Source organism: Thioclava sp. ISO4, assembly GCF_058105145.1.
This window is the reverse complement of the sequence record NZ_CM176571.1, coordinates 902,501-926,847: the sequence shown is the minus strand read 5'-3', so window position 1 is coordinate 926,847 and position 24,347 is coordinate 902,501. Positions and strand designations below refer to the sequence as shown.

General features: G+C 64.8%; 19 protein-coding genes, 1 tRNA gene and 2 rRNA genes (1 of these 22 cut by a window edge). 9 read left to right on the top strand and 13 right to left on the bottom strand.

Features of this window, described 5'->3' with window-relative positions; translation table 11 throughout:
• Positions 1-49: 49 nt before the first annotated feature.
• From AC2TZ7_RS04715 to AC2TZ7_RS04695, 5 genes are all read left to right on the top strand, one after another.
• Positions 50-337: a FeoA family protein gene (locus AC2TZ7_RS04715; RefSeq protein WP_075775765.1), complete on the top strand. Its 288-nt coding sequence runs from the start codon at positions 50-52 to the stop codon at positions 335-337.
• Positions 334-2,241 carry a ferrous iron transporter B gene (gene feoB / locus AC2TZ7_RS04710; protein WP_489866064.1) on the top strand — a complete coding sequence of 636 codons (1,908 nt, stop codon included), beginning with the start codon at positions 334-336 and terminating at the stop codon, positions 2,239-2,241. Before AC2TZ7_RS04715 ends, feoB begins: the two co-directional genes overlap by 4 nt.
• 118 nt (positions 2,242-2,359) lie before the next feature.
• Positions 2,360-3,007, top strand: coding sequence for a HupE/UreJ family protein (locus tag AC2TZ7_RS04705; RefSeq protein WP_489866063.1), 648 nt, complete (start codon positions 2,360-2,362; stop codon positions 3,005-3,007).
• Entirely contained in the window at positions 2,997-3,797 is an 801-nt protein-coding gene (locus tag AC2TZ7_RS04700) for a hypothetical protein (RefSeq protein ID WP_489866062.1), read from the top strand. The genes AC2TZ7_RS04705 and AC2TZ7_RS04700 overlap by 11 nt, the downstream gene beginning before the upstream one ends.
• Positions 3,794-4,384, top strand: a complete 591-nt coding sequence (locus AC2TZ7_RS04695; protein WP_489866061.1) for a DUF1007 family protein — start codon at positions 3,794-3,796, stop codon at positions 4,382-4,384. Before AC2TZ7_RS04700 ends, AC2TZ7_RS04695 begins: the two co-directional genes overlap by 4 nt.
• 131 nt (positions 4,385-4,515) lie before the next feature.
• Here the strand turns inward: AC2TZ7_RS04695 and AC2TZ7_RS04690 are convergent, their stop codons facing one another.
• Positions 4,516-5,631, bottom strand: coding sequence for a CaiB/BaiF CoA transferase family protein (locus tag AC2TZ7_RS04690; protein ID WP_489866060.1), 1,116 nt, complete (start codon positions 5,629-5,631; stop codon positions 4,516-4,518).
• Complete coding sequence (locus AC2TZ7_RS04685) at positions 5,631-6,851, bottom strand: acyl-CoA dehydrogenase (RefSeq protein ID WP_489866059.1); 1,221 nt, start codon at positions 6,849-6,851, stop codon at positions 5,631-5,633. Before AC2TZ7_RS04685 ends, AC2TZ7_RS04690 begins: the two co-directional genes overlap by 1 nt.
• Before the next feature lie 134 nt (positions 6,852-6,985).
• Between AC2TZ7_RS04685 and AC2TZ7_RS04680 the strand changes: the two genes are divergently transcribed.
• On the top strand, positions 6,986-7,876 hold the full coding sequence (locus AC2TZ7_RS04680) for a LysR substrate-binding domain-containing protein (RefSeq protein ID WP_489866058.1): 891 nt from the start codon (positions 6,986-6,988) through the stop codon (positions 7,874-7,876).
• Here AC2TZ7_RS04680 and AC2TZ7_RS04675 read toward each other — a convergent pair.
• From AC2TZ7_RS04675 to glpD, 6 genes are all read right to left on the bottom strand, one after another.
• Positions 7,873-9,000 (bottom strand): zinc-dependent alcohol dehydrogenase family protein, encoded by a 1,128-nt coding sequence (locus tag AC2TZ7_RS04675; protein WP_489866057.1) that lies wholly within the window; start codon positions 8,998-9,000, stop codon positions 7,873-7,875. The two genes, AC2TZ7_RS04680 and AC2TZ7_RS04675, sit on opposite strands and share 4 nt — an antisense overlap.
• 77 nt (positions 9,001-9,077) lie before the next feature.
• Complete coding sequence (locus AC2TZ7_RS04670) at positions 9,078-9,566, bottom strand: ureidoglycolate lyase (RefSeq protein ID WP_489866056.1); 489 nt, start codon at positions 9,564-9,566, stop codon at positions 9,078-9,080.
• Positions 9,567-9,646: 80 nt separating this feature from the next.
• A complete protein-coding gene (locus AC2TZ7_RS04665) occupies positions 9,647-10,480 on the bottom strand; it encodes a bifunctional allantoicase/(S)-ureidoglycine aminohydrolase (protein WP_489866055.1) in 834 nt (277 codons plus the stop codon).
• A complete protein-coding gene (gene puuE / locus AC2TZ7_RS04660) occupies positions 10,480-11,895 on the bottom strand; it encodes an allantoinase PuuE (protein ID WP_489866054.1) in 1,416 nt (471 codons plus the stop codon). The genes AC2TZ7_RS04665 and puuE overlap by 1 nt, the downstream gene beginning before the upstream one ends.
• A gap of 86 nt (positions 11,896-11,981) precedes the next feature.
• Entirely contained in the window at positions 11,982-13,469 is a 1,488-nt protein-coding gene (glpK, locus tag AC2TZ7_RS04655) for a glycerol kinase GlpK (RefSeq protein ID WP_489866053.1), read from the bottom strand.
• A 21-nt stretch (positions 13,470-13,490) separates the two neighbouring features.
• Complete coding sequence (glpD, locus tag AC2TZ7_RS04650) at positions 13,491-15,050, bottom strand: glycerol-3-phosphate dehydrogenase (RefSeq protein ID WP_489866052.1); 1,560 nt, start codon at positions 15,048-15,050, stop codon at positions 13,491-13,493.
• 331 nt (positions 15,051-15,381) lie between these two features.
• Between glpD and AC2TZ7_RS04645 the strand changes: the two genes are divergently transcribed.
• Complete coding sequence (locus AC2TZ7_RS04645; RefSeq protein ID WP_489866051.1) at positions 15,382-16,305, top strand: aldose epimerase family protein; 924 nt, start codon at positions 15,382-15,384, stop codon at positions 16,303-16,305.
• Between the two features lie 45 nt (positions 16,306-16,350).
• Here the strand turns inward: AC2TZ7_RS04645 and xylB are convergent, their stop codons facing one another.
• Entirely contained in the window at positions 16,351-17,787 is a 1,437-nt protein-coding gene (gene xylB / locus AC2TZ7_RS04640) for a xylulokinase (protein ID WP_489866050.1), read from the bottom strand.
• 157 nt (positions 17,788-17,944) lie between these two features.
• Between xylB and AC2TZ7_RS04635 the strand changes: the two genes are divergently transcribed.
• Both AC2TZ7_RS04635 and AC2TZ7_RS04630 read left to right on the top strand, forming a co-directional pair.
• A complete protein-coding gene (locus AC2TZ7_RS04635) occupies positions 17,945-18,973 on the top strand; it encodes a sodium:calcium antiporter (RefSeq protein WP_489866049.1) in 1,029 nt (342 codons plus the stop codon).
• 142 nt (positions 18,974-19,115) lie between these two features.
• Positions 19,116-21,029 (top strand): DEAD/DEAH box helicase, encoded by a 1,914-nt coding sequence (locus AC2TZ7_RS04630; RefSeq protein ID WP_489866048.1) that lies wholly within the window; start codon positions 19,116-19,118, stop codon positions 21,027-21,029.
• 279 nt (positions 21,030-21,308) lie between these two features.
• Here the strand turns inward: AC2TZ7_RS04630 and AC2TZ7_RS04625 are convergent, their stop codons facing one another.
• The 4 genes from AC2TZ7_RS04625 to AC2TZ7_RS04610 form a co-directional block, all read right to left on the bottom strand.
• Positions 21,309-21,800 (bottom strand): ATP-binding protein, encoded by a 492-nt coding sequence (locus AC2TZ7_RS04625; RefSeq protein WP_489866047.1) that lies wholly within the window; start codon positions 21,798-21,800, stop codon positions 21,309-21,311.
• 137 nt (positions 21,801-21,937) lie between these two features.
• Positions 21,938-22,014 (bottom strand) — tRNA-Met (locus AC2TZ7_RS04620).
• 195 nt (positions 22,015-22,209) lie between these two features.
• A 5S ribosomal RNA gene (gene rrf / locus AC2TZ7_RS04615) occupies positions 22,210-22,324 on the bottom strand.
• 84 nt (positions 22,325-22,408) lie between these two features.
• A 23S ribosomal RNA gene (locus AC2TZ7_RS04610) occupies positions 22,409-24,347 on the bottom strand (it continues 895 nt past the right edge of the window).

Here is a 24,347-nt window from a genome sequence, read left to right as displayed (position 1 = left end):
GTCTATAGGAAGCGAAGAATGACTCGCGACCCGTCACGGAGGTGCCCTTATGAAGGCCAGCCCTATCGAGAACGAAACCTGCAAATGCGCGCTGCCGCTTGGCCAGTGCCGTCGTGGGTTCCGGGGCACTCTGGTTTCCGTCTGCCCGCTTGCCGGGAAAGACGGCTATGACGCGGACGAGTTGGAACTGCGCCTGCTGGAGCTTGGCTTCATCGAGGGCGCTTCGGTCCACATCCTTCACGAAGGTCCGTTCGGGCGCGATCCGATCGCGGTGCGCGTGAACGACACCACCGTCGCTCTGCGGCGTGCCGAGGCGATGGCCATCCTCGCGGAATGACGTCGGCACCTGCCATAAACCAGCCCAAAGCCTCTCAGACCGACCCCGACGCCCAGCCGATCGAGGCCGCGCTCGTCGGCGCGCCCAATTGCGGCAAGACGGCGCTGTTCAACGCGATGACCGGCGCGACGCAGAAGGTCGGCAATTATTCCGGCGTGACCGTGGAGCGCAAAGTCGGCGTGGCCACCACGCCTGCGGGGCGCAAGTTCGCGCTGATCGACCTGCCGGGCACGCATAGCCTGCGCGCCCGCTCCCCCGATGAGGAAGTGACCCGCGACGTACTGCTGGGCCAGCGCCCCGGCGAGCGTGTCCCCGATATGATCCTCGCGGTGGGCGATGCGACCAACCTGCGCGGTGCGCTGCGTCTGGTCTCGGAGCTCAAGAAGATCGGTCTGCCGATCGTGATGATCCTGAACATGATCGACATCGCGCGCCATCGCGGGTTGCAGATCGACCATGTCGCGCTGAGCGAGGAGCTGGGCATCCCGGTGATCCCCGCGACCGCCGTCCGCCGCGGCGGGCTGGACGAGCTGTGGTCCGCAGTGGATCCGATGCTGGAAGCCGGCCTCGACGACCCGCAACCGTCGAGCTGGGCCGTTCCCAGCACCCATGACATGCGGGTCTCGATGCGCGAGGCCGAGCGGTTGGTGAAGACCCATGTGATCCAGCCGCCCGAGCCGGATACGATCTCTGCCAAGATCGACCGCGTGGTGCTCAACCCGATTGCGGGGCCGATCATTCTCCTCGCGGTTCTCTTCGTGATGTTTCAGGCGGTCTTTTCATGGGCCGCGCCGTTCATGGATGCGATCGACTGGGCCTTCAGCTCTCTGGGCGTGCTGGTGGCGCAGGTGATGCCCGAGGGGCTGGTGCAAAGCTTCATCTCGGACGGGCTGATCGCGGGCATCGGCTCGGTCATCATCTTCCTGCCGCAGATCCTGTTCACCTTCCTCTTCATCCTGCTGCTGGAAGATTTCGGCTACATGGCGCGGGCGGCCTTCCTGATGGACCGGATCATGGGCCGCGCAGGGCTGAACGGGCGGGCCTTCATCCCGCTTCTGTCGAGCTTCGCCTGCGCGATCCCCGGCATCATGGCGGCGCGGGTGATCGACAACAAACGCGACCGGCTGACGACGATCCTCGTGGCGCCGCTGATGACATGCTCGGCACGCATTCCCGTCTATACGCTGATCATCGCGGCCTTCATCCCGAACACGAAAGTCCTCGGCGGGCTGAGCCTGCAGGGGCTGGTGATGTTCGGCCTCTACGCCGCGGGTGTGTTCTCGGTGCTCGCGGTGGCCTTCGTCGCGCGCTACCTCTTTGCCCGCGAAGAGCGCTCGGCGCCGCTGATGCTCGACCTGCCCGATTACAAGATGCCGATCCTGCGCAATATCGCGCTGGGGCTTTACCAGCGCGCGCGGGTCTTCCTGCGCCGCGCGGGCACGGTGATCTTCTGGGCGATGGTGGTGATCTGGGTCCTGTCGACCTTCCCGATGACCCCCGAAGGCGCGACGCAGCCCGCGATCAACTATTCCTTCGCCGCGATGATCGGCAAGTTCGTCGCCCCGATCCTCGCGCCTCTGGGCTTCAACTGGCAGATCGCCGTGGCGCTGGTGCCGGGCATGGCCGCGCGCGAAGTCGCGGTCGCAGGGCTGGCCACGGTCTATGCAGTGGGCGGCGAGAACGGGCTGATCCACACGCTCACCGATCAGTGGAGCCTCGGCACCGCGCTGGCGCTGCTCGCATGGTATATCTTCGCGCCGCAATGCATCTCCACCCTGGCGGTGATCCGGCGCGAGGCGGGCTCGGCGAAATGGATGTGGGTCGCAGTGGTCTACATGTTCGCGCTGGCCTATCTCGCAGCCTTCGCAACCTATCAGATTTCCGCGCTGCTCGGCGCGGGCTGAGCGCGCGCGCCCGGCCCCTTCAATGGATGGTGAGGCGCGGTGAGCGATTTGCCGCCTTGAGTTTCGCGCCCCGATCCGGATGATGCCGCCCGACAGTCACGAAACAGAGAGCCTTCGCATGAACCATCGCCGCCTCGCTGCCCTCGCGGGCCTCATCGCCCTGATACTGCCGCAGATGGCTGCCGCCCATATCACCTCGACCGGGTCGGGCGGGTTCACCGCGGGGTTCGAGCATCCACTCTCGGGTTATGACCATTTCCTCGCGATGTTCGCCGTGGGCCTCTGGGGCGCGCAGATGGGTGGACGTCAGGTCTGGCAATTGCCGGTGACCTTCCCGCTGATCATGGTCGTGGGCGGCGTGATCGGCATTCTCGGCCTGCCGCTGCCGGGGATCGAGATCGGGATCGCGCTGTCGATCGTGGTGCTCGGCCTCGCCATCGCCGCCGGGTGGAAACCCTACGAATGGGTGGCGCTGGCGATCATTTCGGTCTTCGCGCTCTATCACGGCTATGCGCATGGGGCGGAACTGCCGCTGGCCGCCGACCCGGCCGATTTCGCGATCGGCTTCGTGCTGGCGACCGGGATGATCCACGTGATCGGCGTCGGCGTCGGCCTCATCCTCGAGCCGATCCGGGGCGGGCAACTCTCGCGCGGGCTGGGTGCGATCATCGCGGTGGTCGGGCTCGGCTTCCTTGCGCTGGCGCTGGGTTACCTGCAATCTCAGCTCGGGTTCCTGCAAGGTGGGCTAAGCCTCTTTGGCCATTGATTTTTCGCATAACCGTTCCGGCCTCGGCTGGCTGCGTCACCTCTGGGTGCTGGCCGGGCTGACCGCCCTGATCGTGCTGGCGGTAATCCCGCCTGCAGACCGCGGCGAGACCGGCGCGTGGCTGATCCGCGACGCGGTCGCGATCGAACGGCTGTTCCCGCTCTTCGGCTTCGGGATCGCGCTGGCCTTGGTCGGGCGGCGCGCCGTGCTGATCGCGGCGCTCCTTTGGGCGGTCGGGATCGCGCTCGGCTTTACCTTCCGCATCGAGCTGATGGCCGCGTTGCAACAACTCCCCGGCGCGATCACGCATCACTTCCTGACCATGCCGATCTCGGCCATCGCCATTGGCGCGACGCTCGCCCTGGGACGTTGGTCGCGGACCGCACTGATCGTGCCTGCGGGCTTTGTGCTGGGGGTGATGTATGCGCTCTCGGTGAAGCTGTCCGATCCGAGCTATGGCGGCAAACCGTGGGTCTTCCTCGCCGGGGTCGGGCTGGGCGTCTGGCTGATCGGTGCGGTTTATCTGGTGCTGCGCAGCTGGCAGGCGCGCTGGTTCGAGATCGCGGGCCGGATCGTCGGCAGCTGGCTCGTCGCGATCGGGCTGCTTTACGGCGGGGTCGCGCTGATGGGTGGCAAGCTCAAGCCCAAGAATGCCGATCCCTCGACCGCGGCCTCCGAGAACGCGCCCGCCGCAGATGCCGCCGTGCCCGAGGCCGATGCTTTCCCGAGCTTCGGCGCGCCACCGCCCGCCGCCCCGCCGGGCAGCAAGAAACCGGATTTCCAGCCGTGATCCGCCGCACTGTTCTCACCCTCGCCGGTCTGATCGGACTACTGCCGGGTCTCGCGAACGCCCACCCGGAAGACGAAATCCTGATCCGCCTGCTCGTCGGCATGGCGAGCGGCAAAGTCACCCATATTGGCGAGAGCTGGACTTTCGACCCGACCGTTTCGGACTGGCTGATCCAGACCTTCGACAAGAATGGCGACGGAGCGTTCACAGGAGACGAGTTGGCTCCGCTGCAAGATGCGGCGAAGCAGAATTCGGAAGGCTCGTTCTTCTACACCCGGTTCTGGAAAGGGGCCGAGCAACTGCCCGACCCGCAGATTTACGGTTTTCAGGCGACGGTGAAGGATGGGGCCGTCACGATGGCCTTCGCGCTCGCCCTGCCCCAGGCCGAGAATCCGAACGATCTGCGCATCGAGATGTATGACCCCGAGAACCTGACCGGACTGGTGCCGGTGAAATCCAACCCGGTCGTGATCCGGGGCTTGGCCGACGGCGCGACCTGCGTGCCGAACGTGTCGGTCAACCAACCGGATGTGCATGGCGGGCCGGACAATATCCCGATCGCGCTGACGCTGGCTTGTAACGGGTGAACTTGGAGGGGGCGCTGCCCCCGCGCTGACGGCCCTTCGCTTGCGCTTCGGGCATTCGGCGGGGCGTCCTTCCACTGGAAGGCCGCTGATCCCGCCTCACCCCCCGGGATATTTCCACCAAGAGGAAGAAGCTAGTCGGCCTTGAGCTTCGGGGCGGGTTTTGGTTCCGCCAAGGGCGTGTCCGAGAAGCGGATCGGCGTGCGGATACCGGGGATGCCCTCGGCCTCGATCCGCATCCCGCGCGCCTCAACCTGCGGGTCGGCGAAGACCTGATCGACAGAGTTGATCGGCCCTGCGGGGACCGTCGCCTTTTCGAGCGCGGCGAGCAGATCGGCACGCGGCCATTGCGCGAGCGCAGGGAAGAGGGCCGCGCGCATCGCCTCACGATTGGCGACGCGCGCTTCGTTCGTGGCGAAGTCCGGGTTGGTTGCAAGGTCGAGGCCCAGCACCTCGCAAAGCCGCCGGAACTGCCCGTCATTGCCGACTGCGAGGATCAGATCGCCGTCCTTGGCGCTCACGACCTCGTAGGGCGCGATGTTGGGATGGGCATTGCCCAGACGCTGCGGCGCGTTGCCGGTCGCGAGGAAGTTCATCCCCTGATTGGCGAGCACGCCCACCGCGCAATCCAGAAGCGCCATGTCGACGAGTTGCCCGCGCCCGGTGCGCTGTCGTGCGGCCAAAGCTGCCTGAATGCCGATCACCGCGTAGAGCCCGGTGAAGATATCGGCGAAGGCGACGCCCACCTTTTGCGGCTGGCCTTGCGGGTCGCCGGTCAGGTCCATCCAGCCCGCCATGCCCTGGATCAGGAAGTCATAGCCCGCGCGGCTGGCATAAGGACCGTCCTGCCCGAAACCGGTGATCGAGCAATAGACGAGACGCGGATTGATCGCCGAAAGGCTCTCGTAGTCGAGCCCGTATTTCTTGAGCCCGCCGAGTTTGAAGTTCTCGATCACCACGTCGGCGTCCTTGACCAGATCGCGCACAATCTTCTGGCCTTCCTCGGTGCGAAAATCTGCCACGACCGAAATCTTCCCGCGATTGGTGGCGTGGAAATAGGCGGCCGAGCGGCCCTCCGGCCCGTCGCCTTCGCGCGCGATGAAGGGCGGGCCCCAGCGGCGGGTATCGTCGCCTTCGGGCGCCTCGACCTTGATCACCTCGGCGCCGAGATCGGCGAGCACCTGACCGGCCCAGGGACCGGCCAGAATGCGCGCCAGCTCGACGACTTTCACACCTTCCAGCGGGGCCATCAGAAGAAGGCCTGCAGGCCCGTTTGCGCGCGACCCAGGATCAGCGCGTGGACGTCATGGGTACCCTCGTAGGTGTTCACCGTCTCGAGATTGACCATGTGGCGGATCACCTGAAACTCGCCCGAGATCCCGTTGCCGCCATGCATGTCGCGGGACATCCGCGCGATGTCCAGCGCCTTGCCGCAGTTGTTGCGCTTGATGAGCGAGATCATCTCGGGCGCGGCATCGGCCTCGTCCATCAGGCGACCCACCTGCAGCGCAGCTTGCAGACCCAAAGTGATTTCGGTCTGCATATCGGCGAGCTTCTTCTGGAAGAGCTGCGTCTGCGCCAGCGGCTTGTTGAACTGCTTGCGGTCGAGCCCGTATTGGCGCGCGGCGTGCCAGCAGAACTCGGCCGAGCCCATCACGCCCCAGGCGATGCCGTAGCGTGCGCGGTTGAGGCAGCCGAACGGACCTTTCAGCCCCTCGACATGCGGCAGCAGCGCGTCTTCGCCGACTTCGACGCCGTCCATGACGATCTCGCCGGTGATCGAGGCGCGCAGGCTCAGCTTCTGCCCGACCTTCGGCGCGCTCAGCCCCTTCATGCCCTTCTCCAGCACGAAGCCGCGGATCTTGCCGCCATGGGCTTCGGACTTCGCCCAGACGACGAAGACATCCGCGATCGGCGAGTTGGTGATCCACATTTTCGAGCCGGTGAGGCGGTAGCCGCTGTCAGTCTTCTCGGCACGAGTCTTCATGCCCGCCGGGTCCGAGCCCGCATCGGGTTCGGTCAGGCCGAAACAGCCGATCCACTCGCCCGAGGCCAGCTTCGGCAGGTATTTCTGGCGCTGCTCCTCCGAGCCATAGGCGTAGATCGGATACATCACGAGGCTGGATTGCACCGACATCATCGAGCGGTAGCCGCTATCGACCCGCTCGATCTCGCGCGCGATCAGCCCGTAGGAGACATAGCCCGCGCCGATCCCGCCATATTCCTCAGGGATGGTCGCGCCCAAGAGCCCCATCTCGCCCATCTCGCGGAAGATCGATGGGTCAGTGGTCTCACTCTCGAAGGCCTCGATCACGCGCGGCTGCAGCTTGTCCTGCGCATAGGCGCGGGCCGCATCGCGCAGCATCCGCTCGTCTTCGCTCAGCTGGGTTTCCAGACGCAGCGCGTCGTCCCAGGTGAACTTGCCCAGATCGGGGGCATCCTTGGCTTTGAGCGTGGGGCGGTCGGTCATGGCGGGTCCTCGGAGGCTGTCTTTCGTTGCGTCGGACTCTAGGCATCGGGGCGCGGACCGCAAACGATTAAATTTGCGAAGATGATGAGTTTTGCGCATGATCTCCTAGACCAAATCGGAGCACCCTCGCGACCATGCGCAAGAGCTATACCCCGACGATCAACGAGCTGCAGGCCTTCGCGGCCTGCGCGCGCCTCGGCACGACGACGCGGGCTGCGGCGGAGTTGAACCTGACGCAATCGGCGGTGTCGCGCTCGCTCGGGACGTTGGAAGAGCGGCTGGGCGTGGCGCTGTTCGACCGGGTGCGCAAGCGGCTGTCTCTTTCGCCTCCGGGTCAGGTTTTTCTGGCGCAGGCCGAAGAAATTCTGCGCCAGATCGACCGGGCCGCGATGGGGGCGATGGCTTTCGGCGGCGCGCGGGCGGTGCTGCGCATGGCGGTGCTGCCGAGCTTTGCGCGCTCTTGGCTGATCCCGCGGCTGGCAGGGTTCGAGGCCGCGCAGCCGGAGGTGAGCCTCGATCTGAGCGCGCGGCTCTTGCCTGTGGAGTTCGAGCATGAGCCCTTCGATCTGGCGATCATGCGCTCAAGGCATGAACCGGCAGGGGCTGAGGTCGAAAATCTGGTAGCGGAGGAATTGATCGTGGTGGCCGCGCCGAAGCTGATGGCGGGGCGGGCGGCGCTGGAGGACGACGCGCTACTGGCCCTGCCGCTGTTGCAGCAATCGACGCGCCCGACGCTCTGGCTCGACTGGTTTCGCGAAAGCGGGCGCGACGCGCGCCATATCCTGCGCGGCGCGCGATTCGATCATTTCGACATGATCCTCGATGCGGCGAGCGCGGGTATGGGCCTCGGGCTGGTGCCCGCGATCATCGCCGAAGGAGCGCTGGCCTCGGGGCGGCTGGTGCAGGCGACGCCGCGCCGGTTTGCGACGGGCGAGAATTACGCGCTGATCCTGCCCGAGCGCGCGCGGGAGGCGCCGCATGTCAGCGCCTTCCGCGATTGGTTGCGGGCCGAGATCGGCGCTTAGTCGAAGACGATGACCTGCCGGATCGCTTCGCCCGCGGCGAGCCGCTCGAAACCTTCGTTGATGTCCTCGAGCTTGAGGCGATGGGTCATCAGGTCCGGGATCGGCAGCTGCCCCTGCACCATCATCTGCGCGAAACGCGGGATGTCGCGGACCGGCACGCAGGAGCCCATGTAAGAGCCCTTCAGCGCGTGCTCGTTCGCGGTCAGCGACACGGCCGGGATCTTGAATTCGGCCTGCGGGTTCGGCAGGCCCGCCGTGACGGTCGTGCCGCCGCGCCGGGTGATGGCATAGGCGAATTGCAGCGCCGGGGCCGCGCCGGCCAGCTCGACCGCGAGATCGACGCCGCCGCCGGTGAGGTCGCGCAGTTTTTGCACCGCCCCTTCCTCGGTCGGGTCGATGACATGGGTCGCACCAAGCTTCAGCGCGAGGTCGCGCTTGTCCTCTGCAAGATCGACGGCGACGATGGTGCGCGCGCCCGCCGCAACCGCGCCCAGAAGCCCCGCGAGGCCGACGCCGCCGAGGCCGATGATCGCGCAGCTTTGGCCGGTCTTCAGCCCGCCCGAGTTCAGCACCGCGCCGACGCCCGTCAGCACCGCGCAGCCCAGAAGGGCCGCCTGATCGAGCGGGATCGATTTGTCGATCTTCACGCAGGAGGCCTCGGAGACGACAGCATAATCGGAGAAGGCCGAGACGCCGATATGGTGGTTCACATGCTCGCCCGCGACCGAGATGCGCTTCGATCCGGTGATCAGGCTGCCTTTGCCCGCTGCAACGGCGGCAGGCTCGCAAAGCGCAGGCCGCCCCTCGGCGCAGGGCACGCAATGGCCGCAGGAGGGGGCGAAGACGAGAACGACGTGATCGCCCGGTGCGAAGCGGGTGACATGCGGTCCGACCGCCTCAACCACGCCGGCCGCCTCATGGCCCAGCGCCACGGGCATATCGCGCGGGCGGTCGCCGTTGATAACGGACAGGTCGGAGTGGCAGAGGCCCGCAGCCGACATCTTGATGAGCAGCTCACCCGGACCGGGATCGTCCAGCTCGGCCTCGACGATCTCCAGCGGCTTGCTGTCGGAATAAGGGCGCGCTTTGCCCATTTCGCGCAGAAGTGCGATCCGCGTTTTCATTCTTGCTCCTCCCCAAAACGATTTGGCGCAGCTTGGGAAAGTTCGGCGGAAGTGTCCATGCCCCCTTTGACGACGGGTCAGGCGATCACGGTGAAAGGCGCGTCCAGAGGGTGCTCTTCGAGGTTCGCGCTCTCGCCGATCCGGTCGACCACGGCGAAAAGGCCGGGCGCTGCGAGCGGCGTCAGCACCCCGTGCCAGGTGCCGCGATGGAGGTTGATCCCCTGCGCACCATTGGTGAGAAACGCGCGCGGCGTGCCGGGCTTACCGTCCGCATCAGGGGCGACGATCACGAGGAACGGGTCCGCGCCCATCGGGAGAAAAGCCTGCGAGCCTTCGGGGTGCCGCTCCAGCAGATCGCAGAGATAAGGCAGCGCGCGCGGCTCTGCCTTGAAGATCGAAATGCCGGCGCGGCCACCCGTCTCCGCCCCGAAATCGAGCTGCGCGCGGTCGTGATAGCGCCCGCAGAGCCCCGCATTGATGATCTTGTCGGGGTCGCCTGCGGCGTCGAGCACATCGCCGAACTGGATGAAAGCTTCGGGTGTCAGCGGTTCGGCCTTGATCTGCATGGCGCGCCTCCGGGGTCTGGCGGAAGAGAGGGGGCGCTGCCCCCTCACCCCCGGGATATTTCAACCAAGCCGAAAGGGGATCAGCCCGAGATGGGCGAGCCGAGCTTCGGGTGGCGGTTTACGTCCTTATAGAGCAGGTAGCGGAACGGGCGGCGGCCCGCGGCGTAGCAGGCTTGCGGGCAGAAGGCGCGCAGCCACATGAAATCGCCCTCTTCGACCTCGATCCAGTCCTGATTGAGCAGGTAGACGCCCCGGCCCTGCAGCACGAAGATGCCGTGCTCCATCACGTGGGTTTCCGCGAAGGGAATGGTTCCGCCCGGCATGAAGGTCACGATATTGACGTGCATGTCGTGGCGCAGATCGTTCGGATCGACGAAGCGCGAGGTCGACCAGTAGCCCGAGGTATTGGGCATCTCGAGCGGCGGCTTGTCCTGATCGGCGGTGACGAAGCTTTCCGGCGCGTCGATGCCGGGCACGCGCTCGTAGCGTTTGCGGACCCAGACGAAGGTGCCGGGCGTGTCCTGATCGTTGGCGACCGACCATTGCGCGCCCGGCGCGAGATAGGCGTAGCCGCCCGCGTCCAGCTCATGGCCGACACGCTCGATCACGAGGCGGATGTGACCGGCGAGCACGAAGATCACGCTCTGGCCCTCGGGGTCGGGTTCGGGATTGTCCGAGCCGCCACCCGGCGCGACTTCGACGACCAGTTCGGCGAAGGTCTCGGCAAAGCCGGAGAGCGGACGGGCGAGCACCCAGGCGCGGGTGTTCTGCCAGCCGGGCAGCAGCGAGATCGTGATATCTGACAGCACCCCGCGCGGGATCACCGCGTAGGAAGTGTTGAATTGGGCGCGCTCGCGGGCGCGCTGGTTCTGATCGGGCAAACCGCCCGTCGGGGCGTAATAGGTGTATTCCATCAAAGGTCCATGGCGTTCAGGCGATGCCACGCGATCCGCTCGACCTGTTTGCAGGCCTCGAGGAATTCCGTCTCGCGGTCTTGGTCAAGCCGGCAGCGGAAGGCGTGGAGGATTGACGCCTTCGTATTGTCTTTTACGGCGATGATGAAGGGGAAACCGAATTTTTCGGTATAGGCGGCGTTGAGAGCCTCGAATGTGGCGCGCTCTTCATCGGTCAGCGCATCGAGCCCGGCGCTGGCCTGCTCGGAGGTGCTTTCGGCGGTGAGGCGCTTGGCCTGCGCGAGTTTGCCCGCGAGATCCGGGTGCGCGGTCAGCACGCCTAGGCGTTCGGCCTCCGACGCCGAGCGGAAGATGCGGGCCAGCGCCGAGGCCACGCCTTCGAGGCAGTCATGCGCCGGGCCGAGCTCCAGATCGAAGGCACGCTGCGCGATCCAGGGCGAATGTTCGTAGATGCCGCCGAAGGCTTCGACGAAACGCTCCCGGCTCATCTGGCTCGGGCGCTCGCGGCGCGTGTGGGGGTGGGTCGCAGCCCAATGCGCGGCGATCTCTCCACGGGTCGCGAACCAGACGCCCTCATGCGACAGCGCGTAATCGAGGAACCGTTTCAGCCCTGCCACTTTGCCGGGCCGCCCGATCAGGCGGTTATGCAGACCGACCGAGAACATCTTCGGCGCGCCGTCCAACCCTTCGGCATAGAGCGTGTCGAAACTGTCCTTGAGATACTGGAAGAACTGTTCGCCCTCGATATAGCCCGGCGCGGTGGCGAAGCGCATATCGTTGGCCTCCAGCGTGTAGGGGATCACGAGCTGGTCGCGCGCGCCGACCTCGAGCCAATAGGGCAGATCGTCGTCATAGGTGTCGGAAATCCAGTCGAAACCGCCCTCTTCGGCGGTCAGCCGCACCGTGCTGGCCGAGCAACGCCCGGTATACCAGCCGCGCGGACGCTCTCCGACGACCTCGGTGTGCAAGCGGATGGCTTCGGCGATCTGGCGGCGCTCTTCGTCTTCCGCCATGTCCTTGTGCTCGACCCATTTGAGGCCATGCGAGGCGATCTCCCAGCCCGCTTCCTTCATCGCGGCGACCTGTTCGGGGGCGCGGACCAGCGCGGTCGCGACACCGTAGATCGTCAGTGGCACGTTGAGCCCGGTGAACAGCCGGTGCAGCCGCCAGAAGCCTGCGCGCGCACCGTATTCGTAGATCGACTCCATGTTCCAGTGCCGCTGGCCGGGCCATTGCGCGGCGCCTGCGATATCGGACAGGAACGCCTCGGAGGCCGCGTCGCCATGCAGGACGTTGTTCTCGCCGCCCTCCTCGAAATTGAGCACCATCGAGATCGCCACGCGCGCCTCGCCCGGCCAATGCGGATCGGGGGTCGTGCGGCCATAGCCGCGCAGGTCGCGGGGGTAGCGGGTCATCGAGAGGCTCCTGTCATCAGATCGGACCGAGACAGCAAAGAGCAAAACGCGGGGAAGGGAAAGGGGGTCTGACCTATCGCTGCGGATCAGACCGCAGCGATGGTGGCCTCGACCGCCTTCTTCCACGCGGCGTAGCGCGCTTCGCGTTTCGCTTCGTCCATCTCGGGGGCGAAGTTGCGATCGAGCGCCCAGCCCTTCGCGAACTCGTCCGGCTCGGGATAAATCCCCGCCTTGTAGCCCGCGAGCCATGCCGCGCCGAGTGCCGTTGTCTCCAACACTTCGGGCCGGTCGACAGGCGCGCCTAGGATGTCCGACAGGAACTGCATCGCCCAATCGGAGGCCGTCATGCCACCATCGACGCGCAGGGTCGGGCGCGCGTCGTCGGACCAATCCGCCTGCATCGCCTCCAAGAGATCACGGGTCTGGAAGCCGACCGATTCCAGCGCCGCACGCGCGAACTCGGCGGGGCCGGAGCTGCGGGTCAGGCCGAAGACCGCGCCGCGGCAATCGGGGTTCCAGTAGGGCGCGCCGAGGCCGGTGAAGGCGGGCACGATGATCACGTCCTGCTCGGGGTCGGACTGCTCGGCCAGCGCCTGAGTCTGATCGGCGGCTTCGATGATCTTCAGCCCGTCGCGCAGCCATTGCACCACGGCCCCCGCGACGAAGATCGAACCTTCGAGCGCGTAGATGACCTTGCCGTCGAGCTGATAGGCGATGGTCGTCAGCAGGCGGTTCTCGGACCGCACCATCTGATCGCCGGTATTGAGAAGCGCGAAGCAGCCCGTGCCATAGGTCGATTTCAGCATGCCCGGCTTGAAACAGGCCTGCCCCACCGTGGCGGCTTGCTGATCGCCCGCGACGCCGAGGATCGGGATTTCCGCACCGAACAGGTCGGACTGCGTCACGCCGAACTCGGCGGCGCAATCCTTGACCTCGGGCAGCATCTCCATCGGCACGCCGAGCTTGGCGGCGATGGTCGTCGACCAGCGGCCCTTGGCAATATCGTAGAGCATCGTGCGCGCGGCATTGGTGGCGTCGGTCACATGCGATGTGCCGCCGGTCAGTTTCCAGATCAGCCAGCTGTCGATCGTGCCGAAGGCGAGCTTGCCCGCCTCGGCCCTCTCGCGCGCGCCGTCGACGTTTTCCAGCAGCCAGCGCAGTTTCGTCGCCGAGAAATACGGATCGACGATCAACCCGGTGCGCGCGGTCACAGTCTCTTCGAACCCGTCCTCGCGCAGCTCGCGACAGAATTCGGCGGTGCGGCGGTCCTGCCAAACGATGGCGTTATGGATCGGTTCTCCGCTCTCGCGATCCCAGACCAGCGCCGTCTCGCGCTGGTTGGTGATGCCTATGCCGGAGATGTCGGAAGCCTCGACCCCGGCCTTCTCGATGGCCCCGCGCACGGTCGCCAGCACGCTGTCCCAGATCTCCTCGGCATCATGCTCGACCCAGCCGGAATGCGGGAAGTGCTGCGTGAATTCCTGCTGCGCGCTCGCCACGGGGCGCAGCGCATCGTCAAAGACGATCGCGCGCGTCGACGTGGTGCCTTGGTCGATTGCAAGAATGTAGGTCATGAAGTCCTCCCGTTTCGCGCGTCAGCCTGCGTGCTCCTCCAGCCACGCGGCGACAGAGTTGACCTGATCGGTATCGAGCCGCAAGCCCAGCTTGGTGCGCCGCCAGATCACGTCCTCGACCTTGCGCGCCCATTCCTTGTCGACCAGCCAGCGCAGCTCGGCCTCGGTCAGCGTGCCGCCGAAATCGCGGCCCAGATCGCCCAGCGCTTTGGCGTCGCCAAAGATATCCCAGGACTCGGTGCCGTAATGGCGGATCATCCGCTCGGCCCATTTGCGATCCACGAAGGGGTAATCCTGCGAGAGCTTGGCGATCTTGGCGCCGACCTCTTCGGGGGCGAAATCGCCACCCGGCAGGCGCGCGCCTTTCGTCCATTGACCGCCCATGCCGGGCAGATGCGGGCGCAGCTTGCCCAGCGCGTCTTCGGCCAGACGACGGTAGGTCGTGATCTTGCCGCCGAAGACATGCAGGGCCGCCGGTTGCCCGGTCGGCGCATCGAGTGAGAGAACATATTCGCGCGTCGCCGCCGTCGCGGAACTCGCGCCGTCTTCATAGAGCGGGCGCACGCCGGAATAGGTCCAGACCACATCGTCGGGCGTGACCTCTTCCTTGAAATACTCGGACGCGAAGTCGCACAGGTAATCGCGCTCGGCCTCGGTGCATTCGGCGGCGAGCGGCGAGTCCTCATGGGCGGCCTCGGTGGTGCCGATCAGGGTGAAGTCCTGCTCATAGGGGATCGCGAAGATGATCCGCCCGTCCGCGCCCTGGAAGAAGTAGCACTTGTCGTGATCGTAGAGTTTGCGAGTCACGATATGGCTGCCGCGCACGAGACGGATATGCTCGCGGCTGGCGCTGCCCATCGTACCTTTCAGGATCTGCTCGACCCACGGGCCGCCGGCATTGACCACGGCGCGGGCCATATGCTCCTCGCGCCCGTTCGGGCCTTCGGTCACGATCACCCAATGGCCGCCGTCGCGATGCGCCTCGACCACCTTGGTCTGCACGCGAATGTCGGCGCCATGCGCCTCGGCGTCGCGGGCATTGAGTACGACGAGCCGGGCATCCTGCACCCAGCCATCGGAATATTCGAACGCATGGGTGAAGCTGTCCTTCAGCGGCGCGCCCTCCGGGGCGTTGCGCAGGTCGAGCCGCTTGGTACCCGGCAGCAGCCCCTGCCCGCCGAGATGGTCATAGAGGAACAGCCCCGAGCGGATCATCCAGGACGGGCGCTTGCCCTTCATCCACGGCATGACGGTGGAGAGCATTTTCGAGACCGGCGTATCGCTCTCGAAACGCATATCGGCGCTATAGGGCAGCACGAAGCGCATCGGCCATGAGATATGCGGCATCGCGCGGATCAGCACCTCGCGCTCGGACAGCGCCTCGCGGACCAGTTTGATCTCGAGATATTCGAGGTAGCGCAGCCCGCCGTGGAACAGCTTGGTCGAGGCCGAAGAGGTCGCCTGCGCAAGGTCGCCCATCTCGGCCAGACGCACCCGTAGCCCCCGTCCGGCCGCGTCGCGCGCGATCCCGCAGCCGTTCACCCCGCCGCCGATCACGAAGAGATCTACTGCTTGTGGCATTTTGCGTACTCCCGCTAGCGCCTGTCGCTCATTCGCAATGAGGCGCGTCAAGTTTTAGGCGCGATAACTTTCGTTATTGCCACATATAATATATTTTCGCGCAAAATCGAGCACGAAAGCACCTTTTCGCTTGCACCCACGCGCCCATCACGAAACTTTTAAGAAGCATTTCGGATGCATATAATCGCACCTACGGCCTGCTTCACCTTTGGCAGGTCCGGCGGGTGTCCATGTGGCTAACTCGTCTCGGATGTTGATCGAGATTAAGGTCAAGGCTTGGAGAATGGCTTACGTTGGGTCATTCTTGTCGCGACATAGACTGGATAAAAGCATGTTCGATCACGAAACAGAATTGGAGATCGGGCTTGCATCAGGGATGCTGGTGCGTATCGACCCGAAAGGCGCGCGACTGACAAGCCTGGCCCTGCCAGGTTCCAATGGACCCGTCGAACTTCTCATCGGCCCGGACCCCGTGCAGACCACGCGCAGCTTCCACGGGGCGACGATAGGACGTTACGCGAACCGCATCGCCGGAGCAAAATTCACGCTCGATGGCGAGCAATTCCAGCTCGATGCAAATGAAAACGGGAACTGCCTTCATGGCGGTGGTCAGGGGTTCGACCAATGCGACTGGAAGGTCGTCGCGCATTGGATCAACGCGGCGACACTGCAGCTCGAAAGCCCGGATGGAGATCAGGGCTTTCCCGGCAATCTCGTCGCGGAGGTGAGCTTCGCGGTATCGGACCCTGCCACCTTGAACATCACCTACCGGGCGCGCTGCGACCGTGCCTGCCCGGTCTCGCTGACCTCGCACGGGTATTTCAATCTCGCAGGCGGCGGCTCGATCGCCGACCACCAGTTGAAGCTCAACGCCGATCAGGTGCTGGAGATCGATGCCGAGACCTTGCCCGTCGGCGCACCGCGCGACGTGGCTGGCACACGCTTCGACTTCCGCGAACCGGCGCCGGTGCCGGGACCGGATGGCGCGGGCTTCGATCACAACTTCTGTCTCCGCCCCGGCGCGATGCGCGAGGTGGCGGTGCTGAGCGATCCGGCCTCCGGACGCAGTATGACGATGCTGAGCAACCAGCCCGGATTGCAGGTCTACACCGCACCGTCCGGAGACAGCTTCAACGCGATCTGTCTGGAGCCGCAAGCCTGGCCCGACGCGCCCAATCACCCCGAATTCCCCTCGGCGATCCTGCGACCGGGCGTGGAATATGTGAACCGGATCCGGCTGCAATTCTCGGGCTGAGTTCTGCGACGCCGCGCCGATCGCTATGGCGCGGCGCGAGGTAGATCAGGTCAAACCCCGCAACGCGGCACCGGCTTGACGGTAGCGATCGTAACCCTCGTCGAAGGCCTCGCGCAACGCGGGCACCGGCTCGATCGTCGCGGCGATCTCCGGCGGCGCGGCAAGCTCCAGCCCGCCACCCGTCGCGGCCATCATCCCAAGCCTCGCCGCGCCGAACGCGCCACCGTAATCGCCCGCCACCGGCAGGGCGACAGGCGTGTCGAGCGCGGTCGCGATCGCCTCGCACCAATAGCGCGAGCGCGTGCCGCCCCCGACGCCGAGCAGCGTCTCGATCCGGGTACCGGTTCCAGCCAGCGCATCGCGACAATCGCGCAGCGCGAAGCTCACCCCTTCCAGCACGGCCCGCGTGGTCGCGGCGCGATCGGTTGCGTGTTCAAGTCCGATGAACGCGCCGCGGATCGCCGCATCGTTGAGCGGCGTGCGCTCGCCGCCGAGATAGGGCAGGAACCGCGCCTTGCCCGGCGCCTGCAGCGGGCCGAGACCTTCGGTCAGTTGCTTGGCGTCGCTCTCCAGAAGCCGCGCATACCAGTTCAGCGCGTCGGTCGCGGCGAGCACCACGCCCATCTGATGCCATGTCTGCGGCAAGGCGTGACAGAAGCTGTGCACCGCACTCGCCGCATCGGGGCGATAGCCGTCATCGGCGGCGAACAGCACGCCCGAGGTGCCGAGTGAGACGAAGGCCTGCCCCGCCGCCACGACGCCGACGCCCACGCCCGAAGCCGCGTTGTCGCCCCCGCCGCCCGCGACGACGACGCCCTCCGGCAGACCAAAGCGCGCCGCGATCTGCGGGCGCAGCGTGCCCGACACGTCCGAGCCTTCGACGAGGCGCGGCATCTGCTCGCGCCGCATCCCGGTTGCCAACAGAAGCGCATCCGACCAATCGCGCGCGCCGGTATCGAACCAGCTCGTCCCGGCGGCATCGGACATCTCCGAGACATGTTCCCCGGTCAGCCAGAGCCGCAGGTAGTCCTTCGGCAGCAGCACCTTCGCCACTTTCGCGAACCGCTCCGGCTCGTGCTTGGCGAGCCACACCAGCTTCGGCGCGGTGAAGCCGGGGAAGACGATATTGCCGCTGATCTCGCGGAATTGCGGCTCCGCATCGAGCGCCGCCGCCTCGCGATGGGCGCGGGTATCGTTCCACAGGATGCAGGGCCGCAGCACCGCGTCCTGCGCGTCCAGCAGCGTCGCGCCATGCATATGCCCCGACAGCCCGATCCCGCGCACCGCCGACAGATCGTGCTGCGCGAGCGAGCCCAGAACCGCCTCCATCGCCGCGATCCATTCGGCGGGATCCTGTTCCGACCAGCCCTCCTGCGGGCGCGACACGGTGAGCGGATGCGTCGCCTCGGCCACCACGCGCTGCGCCTCGTCGATCAGGAGCCCCTTCAGCCCCGATGTGCCCAGATCCAATCCGATAAACATGCTTGTCCTCCCGCGCGCTGATTGGCGCCGACCCTAACGTCTCTTTCGGGCATGTCGACTCCCCCCAGCCCTTTGCAGAGGCGCCACCCTTCGCCCTCTTAACGGAACCGTGAGCGCGCTGCGCGGTTGCTTTTCGAACAGTGTCCCCGGAGCCTTCATGATCGCCTCTCTTTCGACCCCGCTTCTGCTCGGCGTATTTGCCATCGCCGGGCTGATCGTCGTCATCTCCTCCATCAAGGCGACCGGGCTGGCCGATGTGATCGCGGATCGCACGCGGATGGGCGAAGCGCTGGCAGGCGGGATCGTGCTGGGGGCTGCGACGTCGCTGTCGGGGATCGTCGTCTCGGTCTCGGTCGCCGCACAGGGCGATGCGAGTTTCGCCTTCTCCAATGCCGTGGGCGGGATCGCCGCGCAGACCTTCTTTCTGGCGCTCGCCGACATGCTGCACCGACGCGCCAATCTCGAACATTCCGCGGCTGAGCCCGCGAACCTCTTTCAGGCGGTGATGCTGATCGTGCTGCTGTCGATCCCGCTCGCCGCGACCGCCGCGCCCGACTTTGCGATTTGGGGGATCAGCCCGGCCTCGGTGGTGCTGTTCCTCGCCTATCTCGGCGGCACGAAACTCGCGACGCAGGTGTCGGAAACGCCGATGTGGAAACCAGTCGAAACCCGCGAGACGCGCCGTGACGAACCCGAAGACGAGGAGGAAGCGAACCGCTCGCCGCGCGGACCGATCGTCGTCTTCGTGGGCCTCGTCGTCATCATGGGCCTCAGCGGCTGGGTCATTTCGCAGGTCGGGCAGGAATTCGTCACCCGCTTCAGTCTCAGCTCCTCGCTGGTGGGCGCGCTTCTGACGGCGGTCGTGACCTCGCTGCCCGAGCTGGTAACGACGCTGACCGCTGTCCGTCGCGGTGCGCTGCAGCTGGCCATCGGAGGGATCATCGGCGGCAACACCTTCGACACGCTGTTCCTCGTCTTCTCGGACGGGGCCTATCGTGACGGCTCGCTGTATCACGCGGTCTCGATGTCGGACCTCTACTGGCTCGCGACGGGACTGATGATGACGGGCGTGCTGCTCGGCGGGTTGATCCTGCGCCAGAAGGACGGGCCGGCCCGGATCGGGATCGAGAGCCTGCTGCTGGTCGCGATCTACGCCTCGGCGGTGGTGCTGCAAGTCCTCGCCTGACCAAGAATTATTGCCCATAGCGGGCGGATTCTCCAAATAGGCAATATACATTTGCCGCAGGGGCCGTTATGCAGGCGCCTTCCGCACGGGCTGCCAAAGCAGAGCGGCCCGTCCCTTACGTCATTGCTTGGACGACTTTCCGATGATCCCCTCCCTTTCCGCAGCGCTCGCCGAGCGCGGCTACGACACTCTCACTCCCGTGCAGGACGCGGTGACCGATCCCGCGCTGGCGGGCAAGGACCTGCTGGTCTCGGCCCAGACCGGCTCGGGTAAAACGGTCGGCTTCGGTCTCGCGATCGCCCCGACCCTTCTGGGCGAGGCCGAAAGCTTCGGCCCGGCTGGCACGCCGCTTGCACTCGTTGTGGCCCCCACGCGGGAACTCGCCTTTCAGGTCATGCAGGAATTGCGCTGGCTCTACGGCAAGACCGGCGCCATCGTCAGCTCCTGCGTCGGTGGCATGGACCCGCGTCAGGAACGGCGCGCCCTCGAGCGCGGCACCCATATCGTGGTCGGCACGCCCGGCCGCCTGAGCGACCATATTCGCCGCCGCGCGCTCGATCTGAGTGACATCCGCGCCGTCGTGCTCGACGAGGCCGACGAGATGCTCGATCTGGGCTTCCGCGAAGACCTCGAATTCATCCTTGGCTCGGCCACGGAAGAGCGCCGCACGCTGCTGTTCTCGGCCACCGTCTCGCCGATGATCGCGAAGCTGGCCGAGCAGTTCCAGAACGACGCGCAGCGCATCTCGACGATCAACACCGCGCAGCAGCACTCCGACATCGCCTACAAGGCGCTGAAGGTTGCGGCCTCGGATAGCGATCATGCGATCTTCAACCTGCTGCGCTATCACCACGACGAAAGCGCCATCGTTTTCGCCAACACCCGCGCGGCGGTGAACCATCTCAGCGCGCGGCTCGGCAATCGCGGCCTCTCGGTCGTGACGCTGTCGGGCGAACTGTCACAGGCCGAACGCAGCCACGCGCTGCAGGCGATGCGCGACGGGCGGGCACGGGTTTGCGTGGCGACCGATGTGGCTGCGCGCGGCATCGACCTGCCGAACCTGAGCCTCGTGATCCACGCCGATCTACCGCAGAACACCGAGAGCCTGCTGCACCGTTCGGGCCGGACGGGTCGCGCCGGGCGCAAGGGAATGTCCGCGCTGATCGTGCCGCCGCGCATGGTCAAACGCGCCGAGCGCCTGCTGAAATTCGCGAAGATCAACGCCGAATGGACCGTGCCGCCCTCGGCCGAGTCGATCATCGCGCGCGACGAAGAGCGCCTGCTGACCGATCCCGATTGGCGCGAGCCGATCAGCGAGGATCAGGCGGCGTTTGCGCGCAAGCTGCTCGACCGGCACGGGGCCGAGGCTGTCGCCGCCGCCTTCCTGCGGCTGCAGCAGTCGCGCAATGCCCCGCCCGAGGATCTTCTGCCGCCGGACACCAAGGGGCAATCGGAGCGTCAGGAATTCGGCCCGAGCCGCTGGTTCACGCTGTCGGTCGGGCGCAACGACCGGGCCGAGCCGCGCTGGCTGCTGCCCTTGCTGCGCCGCCATGCCGATCTCGACAAATCCGCGATCGGCGCGATCCGCGTGCGCGATGACGAGACCTTCGTCGAGATCGCCGAGAAGAGCGTCGCGAAATTCGAAGCCTCGCTTGGCCCGGATGGGGAACTGTCCGACGAAATCTCCGCCCGCGCCCTCAATGGCGAACCCGATTTTGGTCCGCCGCCGAAAAAACGCCGCGCAGACAAGCCGCATGGCAAACCGGATCGCGGCGAGCGTCCGGGCAAGACGCCCCATCGCAAGGGCCCGCCCAAGGCGCCGCGCGACGACGCCCCGGAGGAGAGTGCGAAGACCAGCGGTTGGAGCCCCGACGACGAGGCCGTGTTCGCAGCCCTCGCGGAAATCTCGCCGAAGAAGCGCAAGCCCAAGCCCGATGGCGGTGCCGCCCCGAAGGGCAAGAAGCCCCGCGCGAAATATGCAGGCCCCGGCAAAGGGCCGCATCCGGGCAAAGGTGGAAAGCCCAAGTCCGGCGGCCCGAAGAAGCCGCGCAAGTGATGGTATGATTTTACAAAAGGCCCGCAGCGATGCGGGCCTTTTCTTATGCTCTCAGAAGCGCCGGGGTCAGCGCCCCGTTACCGCGTCAGCCTGAGATAGAGCGACAAAAGTGTCAACGGCGGAGCAAAAACCGGCCACGGGGCGGAGCAAAAGTCAGCCACCAGAGAGGGCATGGGATTGAAGCGGAGGGAACGCTTCGCGCCCCGGCAGCTGCGCTTTTCAGATAGCTTGCGGCTGCCGGGGCGCTTTGGCCCAGCGGGCCAAACCTGAACGATGTGATCAGGTGTCGGCGCTGTTTCGGGCGCGGCTTTGGGCAAGCCGATAGCTGTCGCCGTTCATCTCGAGGATGTGGACATGGTGGGTGAGCCGGTCGAGCAGAGCGCCGGTCAGGCGCTCGGAGCCGAAGGTTTCGGTCCATTCGTCGAAGGGCAGATTGCTGGTGATCATGGTGGCGCCCCGCTCGTAGCGCTGCGAGATCAGTTCGAACAGCAGCTCGGCGCCGGTCTTGCTCAGAGGCACGAAGCCCAGCTCGTCGATGATCAGGAGCTTGTATCCGACCATCTGTTTCTGCAGGCGTAGCAGGCGGCGCTCGTCACGGGCCTCTCCGTCAGCGGCGCCAATGGCCGCGTTGACAACGGAGCTGGCAATGGCGGCGAGAACATCGAAGGGAAAACGCCGAACAAAAACGGCGAAGACGGCGGCGGTGACGACGATCCCAATTGATGTGCAGTAGCCAAGAAACTCAGTGCTGCCTGCCAAAGTGGGCAGCACTTGCGCACCGGCCGGATCTCTGGGGACCCCGACGCCTACTCTACTCTGCTGCTTCCACAATGCTTCCACGGCTGAACCAGCCCGAATGCAGAAAGCGCCCGTTGGGGCGCTAGTGCATTGTTTTCGTTCGGTATATTTGGTTGCGGGAGTAGGATTTGAACCTACGACCTTCAGGTTATGAGCCTGACGAGCTACCGGGCTGCTCCATCCCGCGTCCGTTGAGCGTTTGCCTTTTTGCCAGGTTATGAGCCTGACGAGGCGATCGCGTTTTTCAAACTCTCGCGGAGAGTTTGTAGCGATTGCGGGGTGCTCGATCCCGCGTTTATTTCCCGAGGGCTTTATGTTTTTGCGATCGGGATTTTGTTTGTCATCGTTGTTTGAGAGATGATTTTTCATCGCTTCTTTCTAGGTTTGGCGGTGACCTACTCTCCCACGTCTTAAGACGCAGTACCATTGGCGCGACGGCACTTAACGGCCGGGTTCGGAATGGAGCCGGGTGTTTTGCTCGTGCTATGACCACCAAACCGAGGAAGAAGCGATGATTTCAAGTCAAGTTGCTATGCAGCTTTTGATTATGATCGGAGCCAGAGGTCTGGCTTCTACCGGATCAAATCAAGCCAATCGGGCAATTAGTACTGGTCAACTGAACGCGTTGCCGCGCTTACATCTCCAGCCTATCGACGTGGTGGTCTTCCACGGCCCTCAAGGGATACCTAGTTTTGAAGGGGGCTTCCCGCTTAGATGCTTTCAGCGGTTATCCTGTCCGGACATAGCTACCCAGCACTACCGTTGGCACGATAACTGGTCCACCAGTGGTCCGTTCACCCCGGTCCTCTCGTACTAGGGGCAACTCTTCTCAAGTATCCTACACCCACGGCAGATAGGGACCGAACTGTCTCACGACGTTCTAAACCCAGCTCACGTACCTCTTTAAACGGCGAACAGCCGTACCCTTGGGACCTGCTCCAGCCCCAGGATGAGATGAGCCGACATCGAGGTGCCAAACGATGCCGTCGATATGGACTCTTGGGCATCATCAGCCTGTTATCCCCAGAGTACCTTTTATCCGTTGAGCGATGGCCCTTCCACTCGGGACCACCGGATCACTATGGCCGACTTTCGTCTCTGCTCGACTTGTCAGTCTTGCAGTCAGGCTGGCTTCTGCCATTGCACTCAACGACCGATTTCCGACCGGTCTGAGCCAACCTTCGCGCGCCTCCGTTACACTTTGGGAGGCGACCGCCCCAGTCAAACTACCCACCACGCAGGGTCCCGGATCCCGATAAGGGACCGCGGTTAGACATCAAGCAGGCGAAGGGTGGTATCTCAAGGATGGCTCCACGAAGACTGGCGTCCCCGTTTCAAAGCCTACCACCTATCCTGCACATCACATGCCTGATGCCAGTGCGAAGCTATAGTAAAGGTTCATGGGGTCTTTCCGTCTAACCGCGGGTAGTGTGCATCTTGACACACAGTTCAATTTCGCTGAGTCCACGTTTGAGACAGCGGGGAGATCGTTACGCCATTCGTGCAGGTCGGAACTTACCCGACAAGGAATTTCGCTACCTTAGGACCGTTATAGTTACGGCCGCCGTTTACCGGGGCTTCAATTCGGAGCTTGCACTCCTCCTTTTAACCTTCCGGCACCGGGCAGGCGTCAGACTGTATACGTCGCCTTACGGCTTCGCACAGCCCTGTGTTTTAAGTAAACAGTCGCCACCCCCTAGTTTGTGCCCCCCACCCTCACTTGCGTGAGAATGGGGCCTCCTTCTCGCGAACTTACGGAGGCATTTTGCCGAGTTCCTTAAACGTGGTTCTCTCAAGCGCCTTGGTATTCTCTACCAGTCCACCTGTGTCGGTTTCGGGTACGGTCCGATAGTGGGGCTATTTCCAGGAACTGCTAAGCGGCCCACACAATCCGATAAGTGTGAACAACCCTCGCAATCCGTCACCACCACATGGCCCAGGAATATTAACCTGGTTCCCATCGACTACGCCTTTCGGCCTCGCCTTAGGGGCCGGCTTACCCTGCTCAGATTAGCTTTAAGCAGGAACCCTTGGACTTTCGGCGACAGGGTCTCTCACCCTGTTTGTCGCTACTCATGTCAACATTCTCACTTCTGATCACTCCACCGGATGCCTTACAGCCCGGCTTCACAGTCAGAACATTGCCTCCAATACTCCGAGAACGGAGATAAGGAGGCAGCGTTCTATATCACAGAACGCTCCGCTACCACGCACATCACTGTGCATCCAAAGCTTCGGCTCATGGCTTGAGCCCCGTTACATCTTCGCCGCAAGACCTCTTGACTAGACCAGTGAGCTGTTACGCTATCTTTAAAGGATGGCTGCTTCTAAGCCAACCTCCTGGTTGTTTTGGAAGTCTCACATGCTTTCCCACTTAGCCATGAATTGGGGGCCTTAGCTGTTGGTCAGGGTTGTTTCCCTCTCCACGACGGACGTTAGCACCCGCCGTGTGTCTGCCGATCAGTTCTTCCCGGTATTCGGAGTTTGCTTAGACTCAGTAAGGCTGTGGGCCCCCATCAT